Source organism: Pseudomonas sp. 1 R 17 (genome assembly GCF_900067035.1).
GTDB classification, from domain to species: Bacteria; Pseudomonadota; Gammaproteobacteria; order Pseudomonadales; family Pseudomonadaceae; genus Aquipseudomonas; species Aquipseudomonas marginalis.
In genome coordinates this window covers 86,299-106,347 of the sequence record NZ_FKLB01000057.1, presented here as the reverse complement: position 1 = coordinate 106,347, position 20,049 = coordinate 86,299, and the positions used below count along the sequence as shown (strand labels likewise).

18 protein-coding genes are annotated in these 20,049 nt (G+C 63.4%); 2 read left to right on the top strand and 16 right to left on the bottom strand.

The genetic code is table 11. The features are described from left to right. Positions 1-25: 25 nt before the first annotated feature. The 7 genes from ribD to BFP99_RS20760 all read right to left on the bottom strand — a co-directional run bounded on the left by ribD (position 26) and on the right by BFP99_RS20760 (position 7,180). Complete coding sequence (gene ribD / locus BFP99_RS20790) at positions 26-1,129, bottom strand: bifunctional diaminohydroxyphosphoribosylaminopyrimidine deaminase/5-amino-6-(5-phosphoribosylamino)uracil reductase RibD (RefSeq protein ID WP_256097778.1); 1,104 nt, start codon at positions 1,127-1,129, stop codon at positions 26-28. Continuing rightward, positions 1,126-1,782, bottom strand: a complete 657-nt coding sequence (locus BFP99_RS20785) for an SAM-dependent methyltransferase (RefSeq protein ID WP_065948047.1) — start codon at positions 1,780-1,782, stop codon at positions 1,126-1,128. The genes ribD and BFP99_RS20785 overlap by 4 nt, the downstream gene beginning before the upstream one ends. Before the next feature lie 17 nt (positions 1,783-1,799). After that, a complete protein-coding gene (locus BFP99_RS20780; protein WP_065948046.1) occupies positions 1,800-3,488 on the bottom strand; it encodes a WD40 repeat domain-containing protein in 1,689 nt (562 codons plus the stop codon). A gap of 28 nt (positions 3,489-3,516) precedes the next feature. Then, on the bottom strand, positions 3,517-4,113 hold the full coding sequence (gene ribA / locus BFP99_RS20775; RefSeq protein WP_027607438.1) for a GTP cyclohydrolase II RibA: 597 nt from the start codon (positions 4,111-4,113) through the stop codon (positions 3,517-3,519). Between the two features lie 10 nt (positions 4,114-4,123). Continuing rightward, positions 4,124-5,155 carry a formylglycine-generating enzyme family protein gene (locus tag BFP99_RS20770; protein ID WP_027607437.1) on the bottom strand — a complete coding sequence of 344 codons (1,032 nt, stop codon included), beginning with the start codon at positions 5,153-5,155 and terminating at the stop codon, positions 4,124-4,126. 76 nt (positions 5,156-5,231) lie between these two features. Further along, positions 5,232-6,125: a VOC family protein gene (locus BFP99_RS20765; protein WP_065948045.1), complete on the bottom strand. Its 894-nt coding sequence runs from the start codon at positions 6,123-6,125 to the stop codon at positions 5,232-5,234. Further along, positions 6,125-7,180, bottom strand: coding sequence for a class I SAM-dependent methyltransferase (locus BFP99_RS20760; RefSeq protein ID WP_065927307.1), 1,056 nt, complete (start codon positions 7,178-7,180; stop codon positions 6,125-6,127). The genes BFP99_RS20765 and BFP99_RS20760 overlap by 1 nt, the downstream gene beginning before the upstream one ends. Positions 7,181-7,523: 343 nt before the next feature. Here BFP99_RS20760 and BFP99_RS20755 point away from each other — a divergent pair, with 343 nt between their 5' ends. After that, positions 7,524-8,177 (top strand): helix-turn-helix transcriptional regulator, encoded by a 654-nt coding sequence (locus BFP99_RS20755; RefSeq protein WP_065927306.1) that lies wholly within the window; start codon positions 7,524-7,526, stop codon positions 8,175-8,177. Between the two features lie 35 nt (positions 8,178-8,212). Beyond that, on the top strand, positions 8,213-8,950 hold the full coding sequence (locus BFP99_RS20750) for a nitroreductase family protein (protein WP_065927305.1): 738 nt from the start codon (positions 8,213-8,215) through the stop codon (positions 8,948-8,950). On the opposite strand, the gene BFP99_RS20745 is transcribed toward BFP99_RS20750, so the two are convergent. From BFP99_RS20745 to BFP99_RS20705, 9 genes are all read right to left on the bottom strand, one after another. Then, on the bottom strand, positions 8,917-10,359 hold the full coding sequence (locus tag BFP99_RS20745; protein WP_065948044.1) for an efflux transporter outer membrane subunit: 1,443 nt from the start codon (positions 10,357-10,359) through the stop codon (positions 8,917-8,919). The two genes, BFP99_RS20750 and BFP99_RS20745, sit on opposite strands and share 34 nt — an antisense overlap. Then, a complete protein-coding gene (locus BFP99_RS20740) occupies positions 10,356-13,439 on the bottom strand; it encodes a MexW/MexI family multidrug efflux RND transporter permease subunit (protein ID WP_065948043.1) in 3,084 nt (1,027 codons plus the stop codon). The genes BFP99_RS20745 and BFP99_RS20740 overlap by 4 nt, the downstream gene beginning before the upstream one ends. A 21-nt stretch (positions 13,440-13,460) precedes the next feature. Then, the gene (locus BFP99_RS20735; protein ID WP_065948042.1) at positions 13,461-14,567 is read right to left on the bottom strand and encodes an efflux RND transporter periplasmic adaptor subunit; all 1,107 of its coding nucleotides are present in this window, start codon (positions 14,565-14,567) and stop codon (positions 13,461-13,463) included. 36 nt (positions 14,568-14,603) lie between these two features. Then, complete coding sequence (locus BFP99_RS20730; RefSeq protein WP_065927301.1) at positions 14,604-15,104, bottom strand: DUF2165 family protein; 501 nt, start codon at positions 15,102-15,104, stop codon at positions 14,604-14,606. Positions 15,105-15,327: 223 nt separating this feature from the next. Further along, a complete protein-coding gene (locus tag BFP99_RS20725; RefSeq protein WP_027607428.1) occupies positions 15,328-15,750 on the bottom strand; it encodes a RidA family protein in 423 nt (140 codons plus the stop codon). Positions 15,751-15,761: 11 nt separating this feature from the next. Then, positions 15,762-17,345 (bottom strand): flavin monoamine oxidase family protein, encoded by a 1,584-nt coding sequence (locus BFP99_RS20720; protein WP_065948041.1) that lies wholly within the window; start codon positions 17,343-17,345, stop codon positions 15,762-15,764. 12 nt (positions 17,346-17,357) lie between these two features. Beyond that, positions 17,358-18,284 carry an ABC transporter substrate-binding protein gene (locus BFP99_RS20715; protein ID WP_065927299.1) on the bottom strand — a complete coding sequence of 309 codons (927 nt, stop codon included), beginning with the start codon at positions 18,282-18,284 and terminating at the stop codon, positions 17,358-17,360. A gap of 18 nt (positions 18,285-18,302) precedes the next feature. Next, positions 18,303-19,076 (bottom strand): amino acid ABC transporter ATP-binding protein, encoded by a 774-nt coding sequence (locus tag BFP99_RS20710; protein WP_065927298.1) that lies wholly within the window; start codon positions 19,074-19,076, stop codon positions 18,303-18,305. Further along, positions 19,069-20,034, bottom strand: coding sequence for an amino acid ABC transporter permease (locus BFP99_RS20705; protein WP_065948040.1), 966 nt, complete (start codon positions 20,032-20,034; stop codon positions 19,069-19,071). The genes BFP99_RS20710 and BFP99_RS20705 overlap by 8 nt, the downstream gene beginning before the upstream one ends. Positions 20,035-20,049: the final 15 nt, after the last annotated feature.

The window sequence follows — 20,049 nt, the reverse complement described above, 5'->3', positions numbered from 1 at the left end:
ATCGTTTCCACGCGCGTGGGAACGATCACGCCAGGGCGCCGACCGGCCGCAATCGCACCCGGATGTCCGCCCCCACCAGGCATTGCTCGATGATCGACAACGGTTGCGCCTGCCCCAGATCGGTCAAGCCATCCAACGCCAGCAACGGCCGTGCATCACTGCCCAGGAACAGCGGGGCGATGTAGACCAGCCACTCATCCACCAGGCCTGCCGCCGCAAAGGCGCCACACAATACCGGGCCGGCCTCGACCTGGACCTCGTTGCACCCCTCCTCAGCCAGGACCGTCATGACCTCTCGCAGGTCAAGCCCTTCGCCGTCCACCCCGACCTGCCGGAAACGCACACCCGCAGGTGGTGGGTGCGCCGGCTGGACGCCGGGCCCATGAAACACCAGGGTCGGTGCCGCGCCATCCAGCACATGGGCCTGGGCATCGCCCTTGAGATGCTGGTCGAGCACCACCCGCAGCGGAACGGAAAACGCCGCGTGCGGGTCGGGCAGGCGCACCGTCAGGCGCGGGTTGTCCGCCAGCAGCGTGCCACTGCCGGTGAGCACCGCGCAGGCCCGGGCGCGCCACACTTGCACATCGTCCCGGGCCTCGGGCGAGGTGATCCATTTGGATTGCCCGTTACCCAGGGCCGTGCGACCGTCCAGGCTCATGGCCAGTTTGATCCGCAACCATGGCCGCTTGCGTTCGGTACGTGAAAAAAACCCCTGGTTCAACTCGCGCGCCTCCGGACACGGCAAGTGTTCGACCAGCACACCCGCCGCCTCAAGCCGCTCAATGCCATGATGCTCATGCTGGGAGCGGTCGACACTGGCAATCACCACCCGCGCCACCCCGGCCCTGATCAACGCGTCGGCACAGGGCGGCGTGCGCCCATGCCCGCCGCACGGTTCCAGGGTGACGTAGGCGGTGGCGCCCCGCGCATCGGCGCCCGCCTCGCGCAGGGCATTGACTTCGGCGTGTGCCTGCCCCGCCCACTCGTGCCAGCCCTGGCCAAGCAGCAAGTCGCCCTTGGCGATCACGCAACCGACCCGGGGGTTGGGTGCCGTGGTAAAGGCGCCCCGGTCGGCCAGTTTCAGGGCGAGCCGCATGAAGTGCATGTCGCGCGCCAGCGCCAGGCTCATGTGCGAACCAGCGCCAACAGGTACACCGCCTCACCATGCTGGCGCTCGATCACCACCAGGTCCTGCCAGGTGAAACCAAACGCTTCCAGGGTGTCGCGCACGCCCTGTTCGGTGAAGAAATAACCTTGACGCTGGTTATCCATCTCGCGCCAGCCCGGCTCCGGGTTGCTCGCGTCGACGCCGAAGACGTTGAGCCCGATCAACGCGCCAGGGCGCGCGTACTGGCGGATATTGGCCAGGTAACGGTCCCATTCATCCGGATGCTGGTGATGGAAGCAGCCATTGTCGAGTACGCCGTCAAACACCTCCCCTGCCGGTGGCTGCCAATCCTGCAGGGCGCTGCACACCAGGCTGAGACGCTCGCCCCAGCGTTTGCGCAGCAGCGGCCAGCTGGAATTCTCGACGATGTCCAGGCCGGTCACCCGGTGCCCTGCCAGGATGAACTCCGAGGCATCCCGCGCACGGCCGACGCCCACGTCGAGGATATGCTGGTCCGGCGTCGGCCCCAGTGCCTCGAGGAAAACCCGGGCGGCCTTGGCCATGCCAATGTCCCAGGACCACTCATCTTCACCATGGCTGTAGCGGTGGACAAATGAGGTGTCGAGCGCCCGGCGGTACGTCGATACGTCCATGAATTGCGCTTGCTTGCTCATATCAGGCAGTCCTTGGGTCAAGAGGCGCGACGGGTGGCGATCCCGTAGATCTGGCCATCGTAGGAACTGGCCAGGAAATCATCGCTGGCCGTGCTGTGGGTGATGCAGGAGATACCACTGGCGGTGGGACGCTGTACTTGCTGCCAGGAACGGCTGGGCAAGTCGAACAGCGCGATGGTGCCGCTGTAGTTCGCGGTGGCAATCACTTCGCCGTCGGCCGAGGCACAAATGCACTTGATGGAATTGCGGTGCGGCGTGTCATAGACCTCGTCACCGGACTCCAGCCACAGGCGCAGTTTCAGGTCGCGACCAATGCTGGCGAAACCGCCGTCGACCCGGCAGCAGCCGTTGGAGATACGCGTGTGGGCATTTTCGATATGCCGCGCGCAACTGAAGTCGCTGATAGTGTGCAGGGCGGCGGCGGCCGAGGCGCATACGCTGAACAGGTGATGCTCGTTGGCCGCCACGCCTTTGATCGCGTTGTCGTGCATCGGGATCGACGCCACCAGCTCCAGGCTGTTATCGCCGGCGATGACAAACACCAGGCCTTCGCCGGTGTAGGTTCCGATCAATGCATGCAGTTGGCCATTGCGCTGGAACGTGGTGCCGCAATTGAGCGGCGAGCGATGTTGATACAACAGGCGCCCGCTGAGGGCGTCGAACACCTGGCCCATCTGCCCACCGGTCAGCAGCAGCGGGCCGAACGGCAGCAGGAAGTTGCACAGGCTGCCGACGCCGCTCACGGGCTGGTTATCGCGAAACAGCAGGCCCGCGTCACCGATGCTGTATTGCCCGCCCTCGGTGGTCACCACGGCGTTGATGCTCACCGCCGGCTGAATGCCGTCCACGGTCCACTGATCGTGTTCATAATCCCAGGTGGCGTAGCGCGAGCCGAAGGTGGCGAACACCAAGGCGTCACTGCCGACGAACGCACAGCTGCGCGGCCAGACGATGCTCGGCAAGTTGGTGCTGCGCAGGCGCTCCAGCTGCGTGCCATCGAAGCGCCAGAGGATCGCCAGGCGGTCATAACTCAAGGTCACCAGCAGCTGTTTTTCATCATTCCAGACAATGCGCTTGATCCCGGCATCGTGGGCAGGAACGGAGCGGATCTCGCCTCCATGGATGATCGAGATACGCCCTTCGTCGTCACCGGCAAACACTACGCCGGCGCGGGTAATGGCGACGGTATCGGTCTCGACGCCACCGATGTCGACTTCATCGCATTGCTCGAAGGTGCTGGTGTCCCACTGGCGCACCGTGCCGTCGTCGCTGCTGGAAATCAGGCGTTTGCCATCCGGCGACCAGACCACGGAAATCACATCGGCCTGATGCCCGCGGCAGGTGCCCTTGAGGTTGCCGTCGAGGTCGAAGAGGCGCAGTTGATGATCGCGCGAGCAGGTCGCGATTGACGCACCGTCCGGCGAGAACACCGCCATTTCCACGTCGTCGTCATGCCTCGACAGCACGGCCTTGAGGCGCATGCTCGGCACTTCCCAGACGCGGGCGGTGTAGTCGCTGCTGGCGCTCACCAGGTACTTGCCATCGGCACTGAACGCGCACTGGTTGGCCAGGTGGTCATGGCTGACGCGGTGGATCGAATGCCCGGTCTGGGCGTTCCACAGAATGACTTGGTTGTCGTAGCCGGCGGTGGCGATGAACTCACCAGCATGGGCGGCGACGCCGCTGATAGGGCCTATGTGTCTCATCGAAAAGTCCTTTTCCTGGAGAATGAAATCAAAGCTTGATGGTGTGGCTCGACTTGCTGACTTTTGATCGCAGGTAGTTGTGGTTGTGCTTGGTCAGGAACACCCCGGTCGGCACTGAGCTGACCACGTCGATCCCGCCATCGCGCAACTGCTTGACCTTGTCCGGGTTGTTGGTCAGGAGCCGGCAGCGATGCACATCCAGGGCCCGCAGCATGGCGACCGCCGGGGCGAAACTGCGCGAGTCTTCCGGGTGATTGAGCTTCACGTTGGCCTCGTAGGTGTCCATGCCGGCGTCTTGCAGCAGGTAGGTTTCGAACTTCGAATACAGGCCGATACCGCGACCTTCCTGGCGCAGGTAGATCAGGTAGCCGCCTTCGGCATCGAGCGCCTTCAGGGCTTCCTGCAGCTGCGGGCCGCAATCGCAGCGCTGGGAACCGAACACATCACCGGTGATGCATTCGGAATGCACGCGCACCAGGGGCACATCGGCATCGGGCTCACCGGCTCTGACGGCAAAGTGTTCATTGTTCTTGTCAAAGCCCTTGAACCCGTAGAAGTGGGCGTTGACCTCACCGCCAAGAATGGAGATGGGAACTTGCGTATGAAGCGTTACTGGAGTGTCCATGGCATAGCCTCTATGGAAGTGTCGCGTTCTGGCCAGAGTGGTTTTCTACCAAACGGAATCCCATGACATAGATGGGTCTTGGATAACGTCCATGTCGGCGCTGATTGCGCGCAAGATCCCTGAAGCGGGTGAAACTGCCGCCACGGGCTACCCGGTGCCTACCAACATCCAGCACCAGGTCATCGTTGATCTCAGGCCCGCCCGGATAGGCCCGATAATCGTCGGCAACGTACTCTTCCACGTTGCCGGCCATGTCCAGCGCGCCAAACATCGAGGCGCCCTCGAGGAACACCCCGACGGGTGTCGACGTGAGCAACCCCAACTCGATGGTGTTGGCGTACTCGACATTGAAGGTTTCGCCCCAGGGAAACTGAGAGCGCTGCGGCCCTGCCGCGGCGTATTCCCACTGTGCTTCGCTGGGCAGCGCAAACGCGCGCCCGGTGCGTCGGCTCAGCCATTGGGCGTAGGCGTCGGCATCCACGTCGCTGACGCTGTAGACCGGGTGGTTGGCCTGGTGCTGGGGAAAGCGGCCAAAGGCCCAGCCGGTCGGCAGGAACGGATAACCGGTATCCAGCAGGAAGGCGCGATATTCGCTGTTGGTGACCGGGTAGCGACCGATGCGAAAGCTCGCCAGGTCGACCCGATGGTTGGGGGTTTCTTTCTCGATCCAACTGCGGTCCAGGCCCAGCCCGGCGTAGGCGGTCATGACCGCGTCGACGCGCTGCGGCTCCAGGCCGATCTCGACCTGGGCGGCAGGAACGTCGCACATGGCGGGGCTGAACACGTCGATGCGCGGGTCGCCCTTGTAGCCCAGCACTTCACCGGCGGCGATACGCCGCACCAGGGGTTCGGCAACCGACTCGACCACCCGTAGCAGTTGCTCGATGGGCGCACTCATCAGCTGTCCGGTGGCGTCGGCGATTTGCCGGGTCAGTTCATATTCGACGTAAGCCTGCGGGTAGCCCATCAATACCCGATCAGACACGTTCTTTGGCAAAGGGCTCGGCAGCGTCGGCCAATGCCAACCGTATTGATTCGTCATAGGTACACCTTTATTCCGAGCGAACACATCCACGACCGAGCGCGAAACCGCTCGGCGTGTGGGGATCAGTCAGGTATCAGAGTCGGTCGAGCAGCAACCTTCGATTGGTCTCGATCATCTCGATTTCGGTGGAGTACACCTCAACCACCAGGCCATCGGGGTCTTCGAAGTACACGGCCGTGCGGACGTTGTCCGGACCGTGGTGATAACCCGGCGCGGGGCCATTGCCCTTGACCAGGGTGATGTTGTCGTCGGCAGCCACCTTGTCGGCGATGCGTTTGACATCCTCCGGCAGCGCACGAATGCCGATGTGGTAGCCCGGCGGGTAGACAAAGTCGGGATTGTGTTCGATGAAGAAGTCGAAACCATTCAACTCCATCACTACTTTGCGCGGCCCCAGGTTGTAGCAATAGTGGGCGCCGAAGATGTCGCGATAGAACGCCTGGGAGGCTTCCAGGTCGCGGGTGAGGATGTTGATATGGGTCAGTTGCGGGCGCTGGGACTCCAACGCGGCAGTCTCGATGGATACACCTTCCAGGGACCGCCACATTTTGATCGCGGCGGCGAATTTGGAGAAACCGGCCAACCAGTTTTTCACCGTGTCCGGGGATACGCCCGCGTCAGTGATCGCCAGGCCATGGGGGTAAATGAAACAGGCCGTGCGTTGCAGCAATGCCGCGTTAAGCGGATCGCCGGCAGGTTGCCCGGCGCTGCCTTCGGCAAGGCGCACGATGCTGACGGCCTTGTTGTGGTAACCATCGGCCAATGCCGCGAGCCGGGTAGTGAGGGTGTCGAGGCTGTCTGCCGCCGACACCAACAGGATAAACCCGTCGGCCTGGGGTAATTGCGCGCCCTCCACGGCCGCGCACAGTTCAAAACCGGCGGCTTTCGCGCAGGTGTTCAACGGCTCGAGAAAGCCGTTCAGACGTGCGGCCGTGTCGGAGCTGTACAAGGTAATAAAGCGCAGCATCAGGCAACCCTCCCCTCGGTACGGCGACCGATCAACAGGCTGTAGCGCCCGATAGGTTCCTGCACCACCTCAAAGCCCTGGGCAACCATCTGTTCGGCAATCCAACGGGTGGGATGCAGTTCGCCGTGCACCGTGTTGACCATCATGTGCAGGGAGAAATCCGCCGACAGCGCCGGGTGAATTTCATCGTCTTCCAGGGTCATGCTCAGCACCAGCAACGAACCGCCGTCGTTGACCAACTGGGCAGCCGAGCGGATCAGCGTGCTGGTTTCTTCGCGGGTGAAGTAGTGCAGGCAGTCATTGACCATGATCACGTCGGCGCTTTCACCTTCGTAACGGGCCAGGTCCAGCAGGTTACGTTCCTTGAACGTCAGGCGCCCCGCCAACTGGTACTTCTCGACGGTGCTTTCGGCGGACTGGCGCGTGGCGGCCAGGTCCCAGATTTCGCCCTGGACCTGAGGGTGCCGCCGAGCGATTTCGGCGATATAGGTGCCGTGTCCACCGGCCAGGTCGATGACCTTGCTGGCGGTATCGAACACTGGCAATTCCTTGAGCACATCGACCATGGGTTGACTGAAGCGCACCATCGCATCGTTGAAGGCATCACGTGCGGCAATGTCGTGTTTGAAGCGGTTCTCCTGCTGGAAATCCATGGACTCGGCGCTGCTCAGGATCTCCCCCAGGCGTGGCCAGTTCTGCCACTGCAAGCGCTGGTGGGCAATGATCGGGCCGATGAACTCGGCGCTGCGGCTGACCAGGAAACGCTCGGCCAGGGGCTGGTTGGTATAGGTGTCGGCGGACTTTTTCAACAGACCCAGGGCAACCAGGCCATTGAGAAAGATCTTGGCCTTGTTGGGCACCCAGCCCAATTGCTGGCTGATTGCGTCGGCGGTAGCCGGGCGGGTGGTTTGATCGAAGAGGTGCTGCGCTACAGCGAAGTGAAGGATGGCGGATTGTCGATACTGGTCGGAGAGTTTCACCAGATCGACCACGCTGGACAGAGCAGTTACTTCATCAGCGTGCTCATAGATGGTCGTCGGCTTTTGCGCATTCATACAGATTCTCTTCCTTGAATGTTTTTGTCTTCGCTGACGTCGGCAAGCAATCAGTGTTTGAGACGTAGCGTGTTTTCTAACGGTCCGGAGTCGTGTGCAAATGAATGTTCAGGAGCAGCTTCCAAAAAAGCTAGCTACGATCCTAGTCCTAAGCCCTACAAAAGCAAGTCAAACCTTTTATAATTATTCGCTATTTATAATTAATTATTAATTCCTTTTATTTATTATTTTCCTGAGCGGCAAAAATGACTATGCTCATGCCCACTACCCCTTACGCAATGGATGGCGCCAAAGGTCGACGAACTCCAGTGATGCCCTCACTCCCCATGGTTACACGCGATTTATGACCTCCAAACCTGCCGACGATACCCAGTCATCCACCGCCGAACGCATCCTGTTTTTGCTCAAGACCCGTGGCCCGTTGAAAACCACCGAACTGGCTTCGCTGCTGGAACTCACGTTTGAGGCGACCCGGCAACAAATCCAGAAATTGCAGGCATCGGAGTTGATCGTCGGCGTTTCGGCACCCACTTCCGGGGCCGGCCGCCCTTCGTTGAAGTGGGCGCTGACGGACACCGCACACAACAAATTCCCCGATTCCCACAGCGTGCTGACCCTGCACCTGATCGAATCCATCGAGGGGGTTTTCGGCAGTGACGGCATCGAGAAAATCATCACCAGCATGGAAGCGACCAATCGCCAGGAATACGTCCAGGCGTGTTCGCAAGCCTCGTCCCTGGAAGAAAAAGTCGCCATCCTGGTGCGCATCCGCGAACTCGCCGGCTATATGGCGCACATGGAACCCGCAGGTGAAGGTTGGCTGCTGATCGAAAACCATTGCCCGATCTGCGCTGCCGCGCGCAAATGCCAGGGTTTCTGCCGCTCGGAGCTGCAGATATTTCGTGCAGCCATGGGTGACGACACCCTTGTCGAACGCTGCGAACACCTGATCTCCGGGGACCGGCGTTGCGTCTATAACATTCAACCGCGCACCTGACCGCCCCACACCAACCGCCCTAAAGGAATAAGGCCATGACACCGACTATCGACTTGCTCGCCAACCACCGCAGCGAGCGCAGCTTCCAATCCACGCCCGTCAGCGACGAACACCTGGATGCCATCTTGCGTGCCGGTCACCTGGCGCCGACGTCCTTCAATGCCCAGCATATTTCCGTGGTGGTCGTGCGCGACGCAGGCACCCGCCAACGCATTGCGGCAATAGCTGGCGGCCAGCCCTGGATCGCGTCGGCACCGGTGTTTATCACCCTGGTGGTGGACTTTCACAAGACCGCCGTCGGTGCCGCGCTCAATGGCCAGCAACAGCAGATCCAGCGGCACTTGGAAGGGCTGATCGCCGCCAGCACCGACGGCGGCATTATCCTCAGTACCCTGATGATCGCCGCACGCTCATTGGGGTTGGGCGTGGTGCCGGTGGGTGGCATTCGTGCCAACGCTGAAGCGATGATCGAGCTGCTCGGGCTGCCCGAGCAGACCTTCGCCCTGTGCGGACTGGCCCTGGGTCATGTGCACGAGCCGGCGGCACAGAAACCGCGCATGGGCATCGAAGCCTTCCGTCACGACGAGCGCTACAACCGTGCCGCGCTGGCACCGGCGATCAGTGCCTATGACCAGCACCTGATGCGCCATTGGCAGATCATTGGCCGTGCGGACGGCCAATCCTGGTCAAGCACCGTGGGCCGCACGTATGCACGCAACTACCGGCCCGACCTCAAGGCTCAGTTGCTGGCCAATGGCTTGTCCGCTGATTGAGCCTGCTGCGCACCGCCACTGCCCCAGCCCAGCGCCTTGTATAGCGCGATGGCGTTGAGGTAGGACGCCGTCTCGGCATCGGCCACGTCCTTCTTGATCAGGAAAAACGCGCGCTGGTTTTCCAGCACCGCCATGTAGGTGCCCGAACCGCTGCGGTAGCGTTTGCTGGCGATGTCGATCGCCTGCTCGGCATGGGTGGCGGACGCCAGCAACGCGCCCAGGCGGGTCTGGTCCTGCGCCAGGCGCATCAGTGCATTTTCCACATCTTCCTGGGCCTTGAGCAGCGACTGTTGATAGCGCGCCAGGGCACCTTCGGCCTGGGCCTGGGAACCGCGCAGGCGCGCGCGCACATTGCCCAGGCGAAACGCCGGCCAGTCCACCGACGGCGCCAGCTCATACGCGCGGGATGCGCTGCCCAGGTCGCCGCCGCGCAGGGCGAAGAAACCAATGAAACCGCCCAGGTTCAGGCGTGGGTACAGGTCGGCCGTGGCGGCGCCGACGTCTTCGGTGCTGGCGGCCAGCAGGCGTTCGGCGCTGACCACATCCGGACGATTGCGGATCAACTGGTCGACATCGCCCAAGGGCAGTTGCCGGGCCAGGGGCGCGAGGAAATGCGCCTTGGCCAGGGCCTGCTGTTGACGCGGGGGTTGGCCGGTCAATACGTCCAGGCGATAACCGGTTTCCTGGATCCGCGTCAGCAACGGTGGAATCGCCGCCTCACTGAGCAGCAGGTTGGCGTGGGCGTTTTGCTGATCCTCGAATTGGCCGCTGCCGGCGCGCACCTGAGCGCTGGTCAGCGTGAGCGTTTCGCGCCAGGCACTGACCTGGGCCTGGGCCACCTCCAGGCTGCGGCTCAAGCCCTGCTGCTCGTAGTAATAACGCGCCACATCGGCGGCGATGCTCAACTGCATCAGCGCCAGGTCCGCCTGCGCCGCCTGCGAGCGTGCCAGGGCCGAGGCCGTCAAGCGTTGCAAACGCCCGAACACGTCGATCTCCCACTGCACATCAAAGCCGGCGCGATAGGTCTGCGACAGCATCCGCTCGGGAGGCCCACCGTCGAACGGCAACTGCTGCTCCAGGCTGCGGCCATAGGCGGTACGGGCAGTGACGCCGGGATACTGGTCGAGCCGGCGGTCATCAAACACCGCACGGGAGGCCAACAGGTTGGCCTGGGCCTGGCGAATGTCATGGTTATGCGCCAGCGCCGTGTCGATCAGGCGATCGAGCTCGGCGTCGTCAAAAAACGACCACCACTGGGCCTGCACCGGCGCCTGTTGGGCGAACAAGGCCTTTTGTGCAGTGACCAGGCTGATCGGCGGGGTTATGGGCTTTTCGTAATGCGGCCCGACCATGCAGCCGTTGAGCAGAATCAGCGCCAGCACGGTGGTGACAGTTTTGCCGGGCTTCATGGTTCACTCCTCAGGGTTTGCGCCAGGGACTGGGCCCTCGGGGTCGCGGCCGCCACTGAATGCTTGCGGGCCAGCAGGGTGTAGACCGTCGGCAGCACGAACAGGGTGAAGCAGGTACCGATCAGCATGCCCGATACAATTACCACCCCCAGGCCATAGCGGCTGTTGGCCCCGGCACCCGAGGCGAACAGCAGCGGCACCAGGCCGACCACCATGGCCGCCGTCGTCATCAGGATCGGCCGCAAGCGAATCTGCGCGGCCTTGCGTATCGCCTCGGAACGGTCAAGGTGTTCCTGGGCCTGCAAGGCGTTGGCGAACTCGACCATCAGGATGCCGTGCTTGCTGATCAGCCCGATCAGGGTCACCAGGCCGATCTGGGTGTAGATATTGATCGTGGCGTAGCCCAGCGCCAGGGGAATCAGCGCGCCGCTGATGGACAGCGGCACGGTGATCAGGATGATCAGCGGGTCCATCAGGCTTTCGTACTGCGCCGCGAGTACCAGGTAGATCACGATCACCGCCGCCAGGAACGCCAGCAGCAGCGCATTGCCTTCCTGGGTGTACTGCCGCGCATCGGATTGCCAGTCGTAGCTGAACCCCACGGGCAACTCGGCGGTGACGCCTTCCAGGAACGCCACGGCGTCGCCCAGGGTGACCCCGGCAGCCGGCACGCCCTGGAAGGTCGCGGCGTTCTGCTGGTTGAACTGGGTCAGCTTGTTGGGTTCGACGTGCTCGGACACCTGGATCACCGTCGACAGCGGAATCAGTGTGCCGTCTTCCGTGCGCACATACTGGCGGGTCAGGGCTTCGGGCGTCAGTCGCTCACTGCCCGGGCTCTGGGCAATCACATCATAGGAGCGGCCCTCCAGGCCAAAGCGGTTGAGGTAGTTTTCCCCCACCAGCACCGCCAGCGATTCGCCGATGTCCTGCATGCGGATCCCCAGGCTGTTGGCCTTGGCCCGGTCCACTCGCACCTGTACCACCGGGTTGTTGTAGTCCAGGTCACTGTCGACCACGGCGAACAACCCACTGTCGCGGGCCTTCTGCTTGATCTGCTCCATGGTCTCGTACAGCACGCGGTAATCCTGGGAGCTGCGCAGCACCAGTTGCACCGGCAGGCCACCGGTGGAGCCCGGCAAGGCAGGCAACTGGAAGGCAAAGATGCTGGTGCCTTCCACGTCGTTGGTAGCCGCTTGCAGGTCGACCTGGATCTGCGCGGCGGTGCGCTCGCGCTCGCCCCACAACGTCAGGTTGATGCCGCCAATGCTCGAGGCGATGCCGTCGCTGCCATTGATGATCCAGGTGCTGACGGTTTCCGGCAGGCGCCCGTAGACCTCATTCAGCTTGGCGGAAAAGCGCTCGACGTACTCCAAATTGGCATGTTGCGGCGCCTTGATGGCGGTGAGCAGCCCCGCCTGGTCCTCGGTGGGCGCCAGCTCCCGCTGCGGCAACTGGTACAGCCACGGCAGGCTGATCATCACCAGCAAGGCAAACAGCCCGCTGAGCCAGCGATGCCGCAGCGACAGGTCCAGCACCTTGGCATAACGCAGGGCCAGGCCGTCGAAGAAACGGTTGGCCAGGTGTGCCATGCGCCCTTCCGATTGCTTGGACTGCAGCAGGAACGAGCTCATGACCGGCGACAACGTCAGCGCCACCACGCCGGACACGATCACCGCGCCGGCCAGGGTCAGGGCGAATTCACGAAACAACGCCCCCGTGAGGCCGCCCATCATGCCGATGGGCGCATACACCGCCGCCAGGGTAATGGTCATGGCGATCACCGGGCCCGCCACTTCCCGCGCCCCGACCAGGGCGGCCGCCACCGGGGTCTTGCCTTCCTCGATATGCCGGTGCACGTTCTCCACCACCACAATCGCATCGTCCACCACCAGACCCACAGCCAGCACCATCGCCAACAGCGTCAACAGGTTGAGGCTGAAACCGAACGCCAGCATCAGCGCCGCGGCCCCCAGCATCGACAAGGGGATGGTCACCACCGGAATCAGTACCGTGCGCAACGACCCCAGGCACAGGTAGATGACGATCACCACGATCAGCAAGGCCTCGAGCAGGGTCTTCATCACCTCGTCGATGGAGGTCTGGATAAAGCGCGCGGTTTCAAACGCCAGCTCGGCCTTGACGTCCGGCGGCAGGGTCTTGCGCACGTCCGGCAGGAGTTTCTTGATACCGTCGACAATCACCAGCGGGTTGCCGCCGGGCGTCGGGAACAACCCCAGGTGCACGGCCGAAACGCCATCCATGGTGGCGCTGGTTTCGCTGGACGCCGCGCCCAGCTCCACGGTGCCGACATCCTTCAGGCGCACCAGGCCGTTGCCATCGTTGCGCAGCACCAAATCGCGAAATTCATTGACGTTGGTCAGGTCGGTATTGACCCGCAGGTTGGCGACCACGAACAGGCCTTTGACCTTGCCCGGCGCTGCCTGGTAGTTGTTGCGGCGCACCGCGTCGGCCACATCGGCGGCGGTCAGGCCGCGCGTGGCCAGCCGTGCGGGGTCGATCCACAGGCGCATCGCCAGGGTTTGCCCGCCGAACACCTGGACCTTGGCCACGCCCTCGATGGTGCTCATCACCGGCTCCACCACCCGTGCCAGGTAATCGGTCAAGGCCGGGGTCGACAGGGTCGGGCTGGAGAACCCGATATAGGCCACCGCCGTCGACTCGCCGGACGAGCGCTCGATCACCGGGTCATAGGCCTGCTCCGGCAGCCGGAAACGCACCTGGTTGACCTTGGCCATGACTTCCGTGAGCGCCTGGGTCGAGTCACGGTTGAGCTCCATGCGCACCGTGACCACGCTGCGCCCCTGCACCGACGAACTCGACAGGTAATCCACGCCTTCCACCGATGACACCGCCTGGGCAATCGGTTGCGTGACGAAGCCCTGCATCAGGTCTGACGAAGCGCCGGGGTATTCGGTGGTCACGGTGATGGTGGAGCTTTCCAGCATCGGGTACTGGCGGATCGGCAGCTGCAACAAGGACATGATCCCCAGCAGCAGGATCAGAATACTGACGACAAGCGCGAGCACCGGCCGCCGAACGAAAATATCGGTGAAAGTCATGAGCGTTCTCTGGGCGAAGAATCAGATGCCCGTCACAGGCGGTTTGGACGCAGGCAGGGCCAGGGTGTCATCGGTCGCCTGCACCGCCATGCCGTCACTGAGCTTGAGTTGCCCGGAGGTCACCACCTGGTCACCCTCGTGCAAGCCTTCCTGGATCTGGACCCAACCGTCCTGGCGCTGGCCGATTTTCACCGCCACCCGCTTGACCACCAGCGTGGCGCCCTGGTCCGGGCGGGCAAGGAAAACGGTATCGCCATAGGCGGTGTAGGCCACCGCCGTTTCCGGCACGGTGAGCACATCGGCCACCTCGGTATCGGCCACTTTGACGCTGGCGTACATGCCCGGCTTGAGGGGGGCGTCCGGGCTCTCCAGCGTGGCCTGCACCTGCACCGTGCGTGAGCGGCCGATCATCGGGTCGACGGCACTGATCCGCGCCTTGAACACCCGGTCAGGGTAGGCGTCGATCAGCACGCCTACGGTTTGCCCGACGACCAGGCGGCGACTGAGCTGCTCATCCAGGGAAAAATTGACATAGAGCACCTGGGTGTTGACCAGGCTGACGATGCGGTCGCCGACATTGAGGTACTGCCCTTCGTTGACCTGGCGAATGCCGAGCACTCCGGCGAAGGGCGCGCGGATGGTCTTCTGGGCGATCAGGGCCTGGACTTTTTTCAACTCGCCCAGGGCCATGTCATGGGCGGCCCGGGCGTTGTCGAGCTGTTCCTGGGTCGCAGCGTTTTCCCTGACCAGCCCGGTCACGCGCTTGCGGATGATCTCGGCATTGCGCACCTGGGCCTGCAGCCGCAACTGCTCGGCCTGTTCCGGGGCATCGTTGAGCTTGACCAGCACTTCGCCAGCCTTGACCTGGCGGCCCGACTCAAAGTTGATCAACGTGACCCGCCCGCCTACCTCGGCGGAAACCTGCACCTGGGAAGCCGCTTCCAGCTCACCGACGCCGGCGAAATACACATTGGCCGGGCGCACTTGCACCGCCCCCAGGGCCACCTTGGTCAACGCGCTGGCGGGGGCATCGGCGGATTGGGCCTGGGACGGCGCGCGCGACATCATCACCACTGCGATGACCGCCACCGGAATCAACACCAGGCTGGTTATCTTCTTCTTGTTCATGGACGTCCTTATCACGATGAGTGCATTACACGCGGTTCACAGCCAGCTGTGGTTGAACAGGAAGAAGGCCAGTACCGCCCAGATCGTCAGCACCAGGTGCGTCAGTTGCAACCCCTCCTGGCGAATCCAGTAGCCGAACCACAAGCCCCCCAGCAGCATCGCGAAGACAAACGCCGAAAACGCACTCAGGGCCAGGTTGAGCCAGGGCCGTGCCGACAGCAGGCCGTCGCCGAGGATCAACTGATAGCTGCCGGTCCAGGCCGCGAGCGCGGCGACCACTTGCAGGGCCAGCACCACCAGCAGGGCCAGTTGGTGCAGACGGGGTGAACGCACGGCCCGCACCAGCAAGGGAATGTCGATGGCAGGACTCTGGCGCAACGGCTCCATGGCCATGGTCGCGCCTACCGCGCCTACCGAGCTGCGAAACGCTTGCCAGTTGTTAAGCACCGCAATGCTCAGCCACAGGCTCAGGCCGACGGCCTGTACGCCCAGGAACACCGACAACGAGTGACCCAGTAACCCTGCCTCCACAGTCATTCAAACCTCCGTATTTGCCGAAAGGGAAATCCAGCCTCAGGTATATACACAAGACATTGCTTGGATAATACGTCGCAGGCGTTTAAATACAAGATTTATCTTTGTGCGGGAGGGGCTTCAGGAAGGTTGGAAACGCTGTCTGACAGGCGCCCGCCGGGGCGTTCGGCGCAGTCATGCCGAAGCCCGGAAGCGGTTGTGAGGGGGGGTTACTTGCGAGGGATTATCACGCCGTCCTGGCGGCGATGGCTTCGATTTCCACCAGTGCACCGGGCAATGGCAACGCCACGACCTGCAACGCGGTGCGTGCCGGCTTGTTCGGCTGCTCGGGGGTGCCGAAGAACTGCGTATACCCACGCTGCAACCCAGCGAAATCCAGCTTGCCGCCCGTTTCCTCGGCGCCGACCAGGAATACCCGTAACTGCACGATATCGCCCAGGTCCAGGTCTTGCTGGCGCAGGATCTGGCGCAGCTTGTTGAACACCGAAACTGTCTGCACTTCGGTGTTGCCAAACACCCCGGGAACCGTTGGATCAACCAGGTCCGGCAAGGTCCCGCTGACAAAGATCAGGCTGGCGGACGCCGGTACGGTGACGGTCTGCGAGATCGGAAAATCGCCGACGCTGGTGCGTTGAATGCTGTCGCTCATGGGTGTGTTCCTTATGAGGCGGCCACTGCCGCGAGGTGTGTTTGTCGGGTCACGCGTTCAGCCAGTTGCGCGACCACATGCCGCGCCGAGTTGGCCGCCGATTCCTGCCAGATGCCCACGCCGCTTTGCACCAGGCCGTCGCCGGCGAAGTACACGCGGCCGTGGCCCTCTTCGAGCAAGGCGCTGGCATCGGCGGGGAAGTGTTCACGTTGCAGCCACGGGCCTTCGCTGAAGGGGATCTGTTCCCAGGACACCGCCAGCGGGTGACGCAGGTGCCTGGAGTAGCCCGGATGCAGCAGCTCCACCGCTTCCTTGGAGGTGGCGTACTGCTGGTCGAACGGTCGCGCGCCAAACGCATCGGCGCCCTCCCCGGTCACGTAACCGGCCACCAGCAGGCCCTCGCGGGTGTTGAGGTCGTTGCTCGGGTACCAGAGCAGGCGCGCCGGGTGTTCGATCCACGACAGGCCGCCGTAGGTGCGGTAGTCGGTTTCCCAGAAGCGTGGGGACTGCCACGCCACTTTGGTGGCCTGGTCGCTGCGGGTGCTGAGCAAGGCGGCCTTGATCGGGTCGCTGAAGTCGGTGTCGAGCTTGGCCAGCAGCGGCAGCGGCAAGGTCGAGACCAGATAGTCGGCGCGTACCACCTGCTCGCGACCGCTGCGTTGGTCGTGGTAGGTCACGGCTACGCCGTTTTCCAACTGACGGATCTGGCGGACCTGGGCACCCAGTTGCACGTGATCGCTGACGCGCCGGTAGAAGGCGTCGGTGATGCGGTCCATGCCACCCACCGGCTGGAACATGGTCGCCGAGAATTCCGGGAATTCGGTGTGCAGCAAGGCGCCCCACAGTTCGGGGTGCAGCAGTTGGTCCAGCGCCAACGGGCTGCGGCTGGCGGGCAAGGCGCCGGGATGTGCCGGGGACTCCAGGTGCCCTGAACGGATCGTGCCCTCAAAGGCCAGCTCCTGGGACAGGTCGCCATACACGTGCAAAAACGCCAGCAAGCGCGTGCGTTCCTCGGCGCTCAGCACATCGTCGAGGGCATCACGCTGCACCGCTTTGGCCAGCAACCCGGACAAATGCCCGCGCGCATCGTTGATCGCCTGGCCGACGGTGAAAGCCGGCTGGTTCACATCCGGCCGCACCTGGGCGCCATGGCTGCTGTTGACCAGCACTTCCAGCGGCACCCCCAGCTCACTGCAATAGTCGAGGATCGTGCGGTGCTGGCTGGGAATCCGTGCAGGCCCGGCGTTGAAGTAATGCCCCGGCTCGAACGCGGCGGTCTGCGTACGGCCATCCTTATAGTCCACGCGGTCGCCATGACGGATTGTCCAGGTGCGGCCGCCGACTCGCTCACGGGCTTCCAGCACCTGCACGCTGAACCCGGCGCGGGTCAGTTCCAGGGCGGTGACCAGCCCGGCAATCCCGGCACCCAGCACCAGCACGCGGGTGCCCTGCCCCAGACCGTCCTTGAGTTTCAACGGTTGCGGTCGGCGGTGCGATGACGGCCCGAGGCCGAGTACCGCGAGTGCATCCTTGACGGCTTTTTCGCCGCCTACCGCAGCGATGCTCGACAACGCTTCACGTCGTGTCAGTCCCATGTCGATTGCTCCTTAATCCGGCAGGCCCGGTGGGTTGATCAGCGACTTGTCGACGCGCTCCACATCCAGGCCCCAGCGTTGCAGCACCTGCTCGTACTGGCCGCCGGCAATCGCGCCTTCCAGGGCGGTGTGGATCGGCTTGACCAGGCCGTTGTCCTTGCGGGTGGTCACGGCAATGTCCGCCTGCAATGGCCAGCCACCGTTCACCGTACCGACGCGCTTGATGCCGCCGGTAATCGCCGCCGAATAGGCGTACACCGAGTTGGGCCCGAACAGCGCATCGCTGCGCCCCGATTGCACCGCCAGTTGCGCGGCGGCCTGGTCGTCGAAGTACTGCAACAGCGCGGGCTTGAGGCCGGCCTTTTCGTTGGCCTCGTTCCAGGCCAGCAGGACTTTTTCCTGGTTGGTGCCGGAGCCGACGATGATCTTCAGCCCGGCAATATCGGCTGCCTGCTTGATCTCGCTGATCTTGCTGGTGGTCTTGACGTAGAAGCCGAGCACATCCTGGCGATAGGTGGCGAAGTCAAAGCGCTTCTTGCGCGCCTCGGTCACGGTGACGTTGCTGATCACCGCGTCGTACTTGCCCGAGCTGACGCCCAGGGGCCAATCCTCCCAACTGGTAGGCACCACGTTCAATTCCAGGCCCAGACTGTCAGCAACCAACTGCGCGGTATCGGCCTCGCTGCCGATGGTGGTCTTGTCGTCATTGGCCAGCATCGCCAGGGGAGGCGCTGCGCCTTTTACGGTTACTGCCACGGTGAACGTGCCCGGCTGGGCGAACTTGAAGCCCGGCGGGATCTGCGCAATGGCCGCTTCGTTACGCGGCACATGGATGCGCGGACGGTCGGGGCTGAGGTCGACCTGTTGCACGGCGAATGCGCTTTGCGCAGCACTGACGGCCAGCGCCAGCAGGGCCACGCGGGTGGTGTTGATGAACATGGGCAGTCACTCCTTGAACTAAAGCACCTTGCCGAGAAAGGCTACGGTGCGGGGATGTCGGGGTTGGCGGAAAATCTGTTCGGGCGGGCCTTCTTCGATCAACTCGCCGTCGCAGAGGAACACCACGTGGTCGGCCACTTCGCGGGCAAAACCGATTTCGTGGGTGACGATCACCAGGGTCACGCCCAGTTGGGTCAGGCCCTTGATCACGTCGAGTACTTCGCCCACCAGTTCCGGGTCGAGGGCCGAGGTGGGCTCATCGAACAGCAGCACCTTGGGGTCCAGCGCCAGTGCGCGGGCAATGGCGACGCGCTGTTGCTGGCCGCCGGAAAGCTGGCGTGGGTAGGCATCGACCTTGTCCGCCAGGCCAACCTTGGCCAACAGTGCGGTGGCCTTGGCCTGGGCGTCGGCCTTGCTCCAGCGCTTGTGCGCCAGCGGCGCCTCGGCGACGTTTTCCCAGGCGGTCAGGTGCGGGAACAGGTTGAAGTTCTGGAACACAAAACCGACGTCGATACGGCGCTTGAGAATCTCGCGTTCCTTGAGCTCGTAAAGCAGGTCGCCCTTGCGTCGATAACCGACGTATTCACCGTCGATGGTGATGTGCCCGCTGTCGATCTTTTCCAGGTGGTTGATGGTGCGCAGCAAGGTGGACTTGCCCGAGCCGGACGGCCCGAGAATCACCGTGACCTTGCCTGGGTCGATGGTCAGGTCGATGTCTTTCAACACCTGTTGATTGCCAAAGCGCTTGCCCACGCCCTGGATCTGGATACGGCCGGCACGGGCTTCACTCATGGGTGTTCTCCTTCAGCCAGCGGCGCACGCGTTGCCACGGCGTGGGCGGCAGCACCCTGGCCGTACCCCGGGCGAAATGCCGCTCGACGTAATACTGGGCGCTGGTGAGCACGGTGGTGATGATCAGGTACCAGACGGTGGCGACGATCAGCAGCGGGATCACCGCCTGAGTGCGGTTGTAGATGACCTGCACGGTGTAGAACAGCTCCGGCAAGGCCAACACGTAGACGATGGAGGTGCCCTTGACCAGGCCAATGATTTCATTGAACCCCGACGGCAGGATCGAGCGCAGCGCCTGGGGCAGGATGATCCGGAAGATGCGCCGCGAGGCCGGCAGGCCCAGGGCTGCCGCCGCTTCATGCTGGCCGGCATCCACACCGATCAGGCCGCCGCGAATGATCTCCGCCGCGTACGCCGCCTGCATCAGGCTCAGGCCCAGTACGGCCACGGTGAATTGGCTGAGCACGTCCACCGTCGACCACTCGGCGAACACCAGGTCGGTAAACGGCACACCGAGGACAATGTGGTCGTACAGGTAGGCGAAGTTGTAGAGGATGATCAGCACCAGCAGCGCCGGCATCGAGCGGAAAAACCAGATGTAGCCCCAGGCCAGGGCCGCCAGCAGCGGCGAGCCCGACAGCCGCGCCAACGCCAGCGCAGTGCCGAGGATGGCGCTGAACACCGTGCTCAGCAGCGTCAGCAACAGGGTCTGGCCGAGGCCACGCAGCACCGACGGCGAGAAGAACCACTGGCCGAACACGCCCCACTCCCAGCGCGGGTTGGTGGCCAGGGAATGCCCGATGGCGAGCAGCACCAGCGAGGCAAAGATCGACCCGGCCCAGCGCCAGGGGTGCCGCGCGGGCACCACCTGCAGGGCTTTGATCGGTGTGGACACTCGCGCCTGGCGCAGCGCGCCGGGCGAGTCAATCAGGTCATAGGATTTGGCAACGATGGGCATGGTGTATTCCTCGGC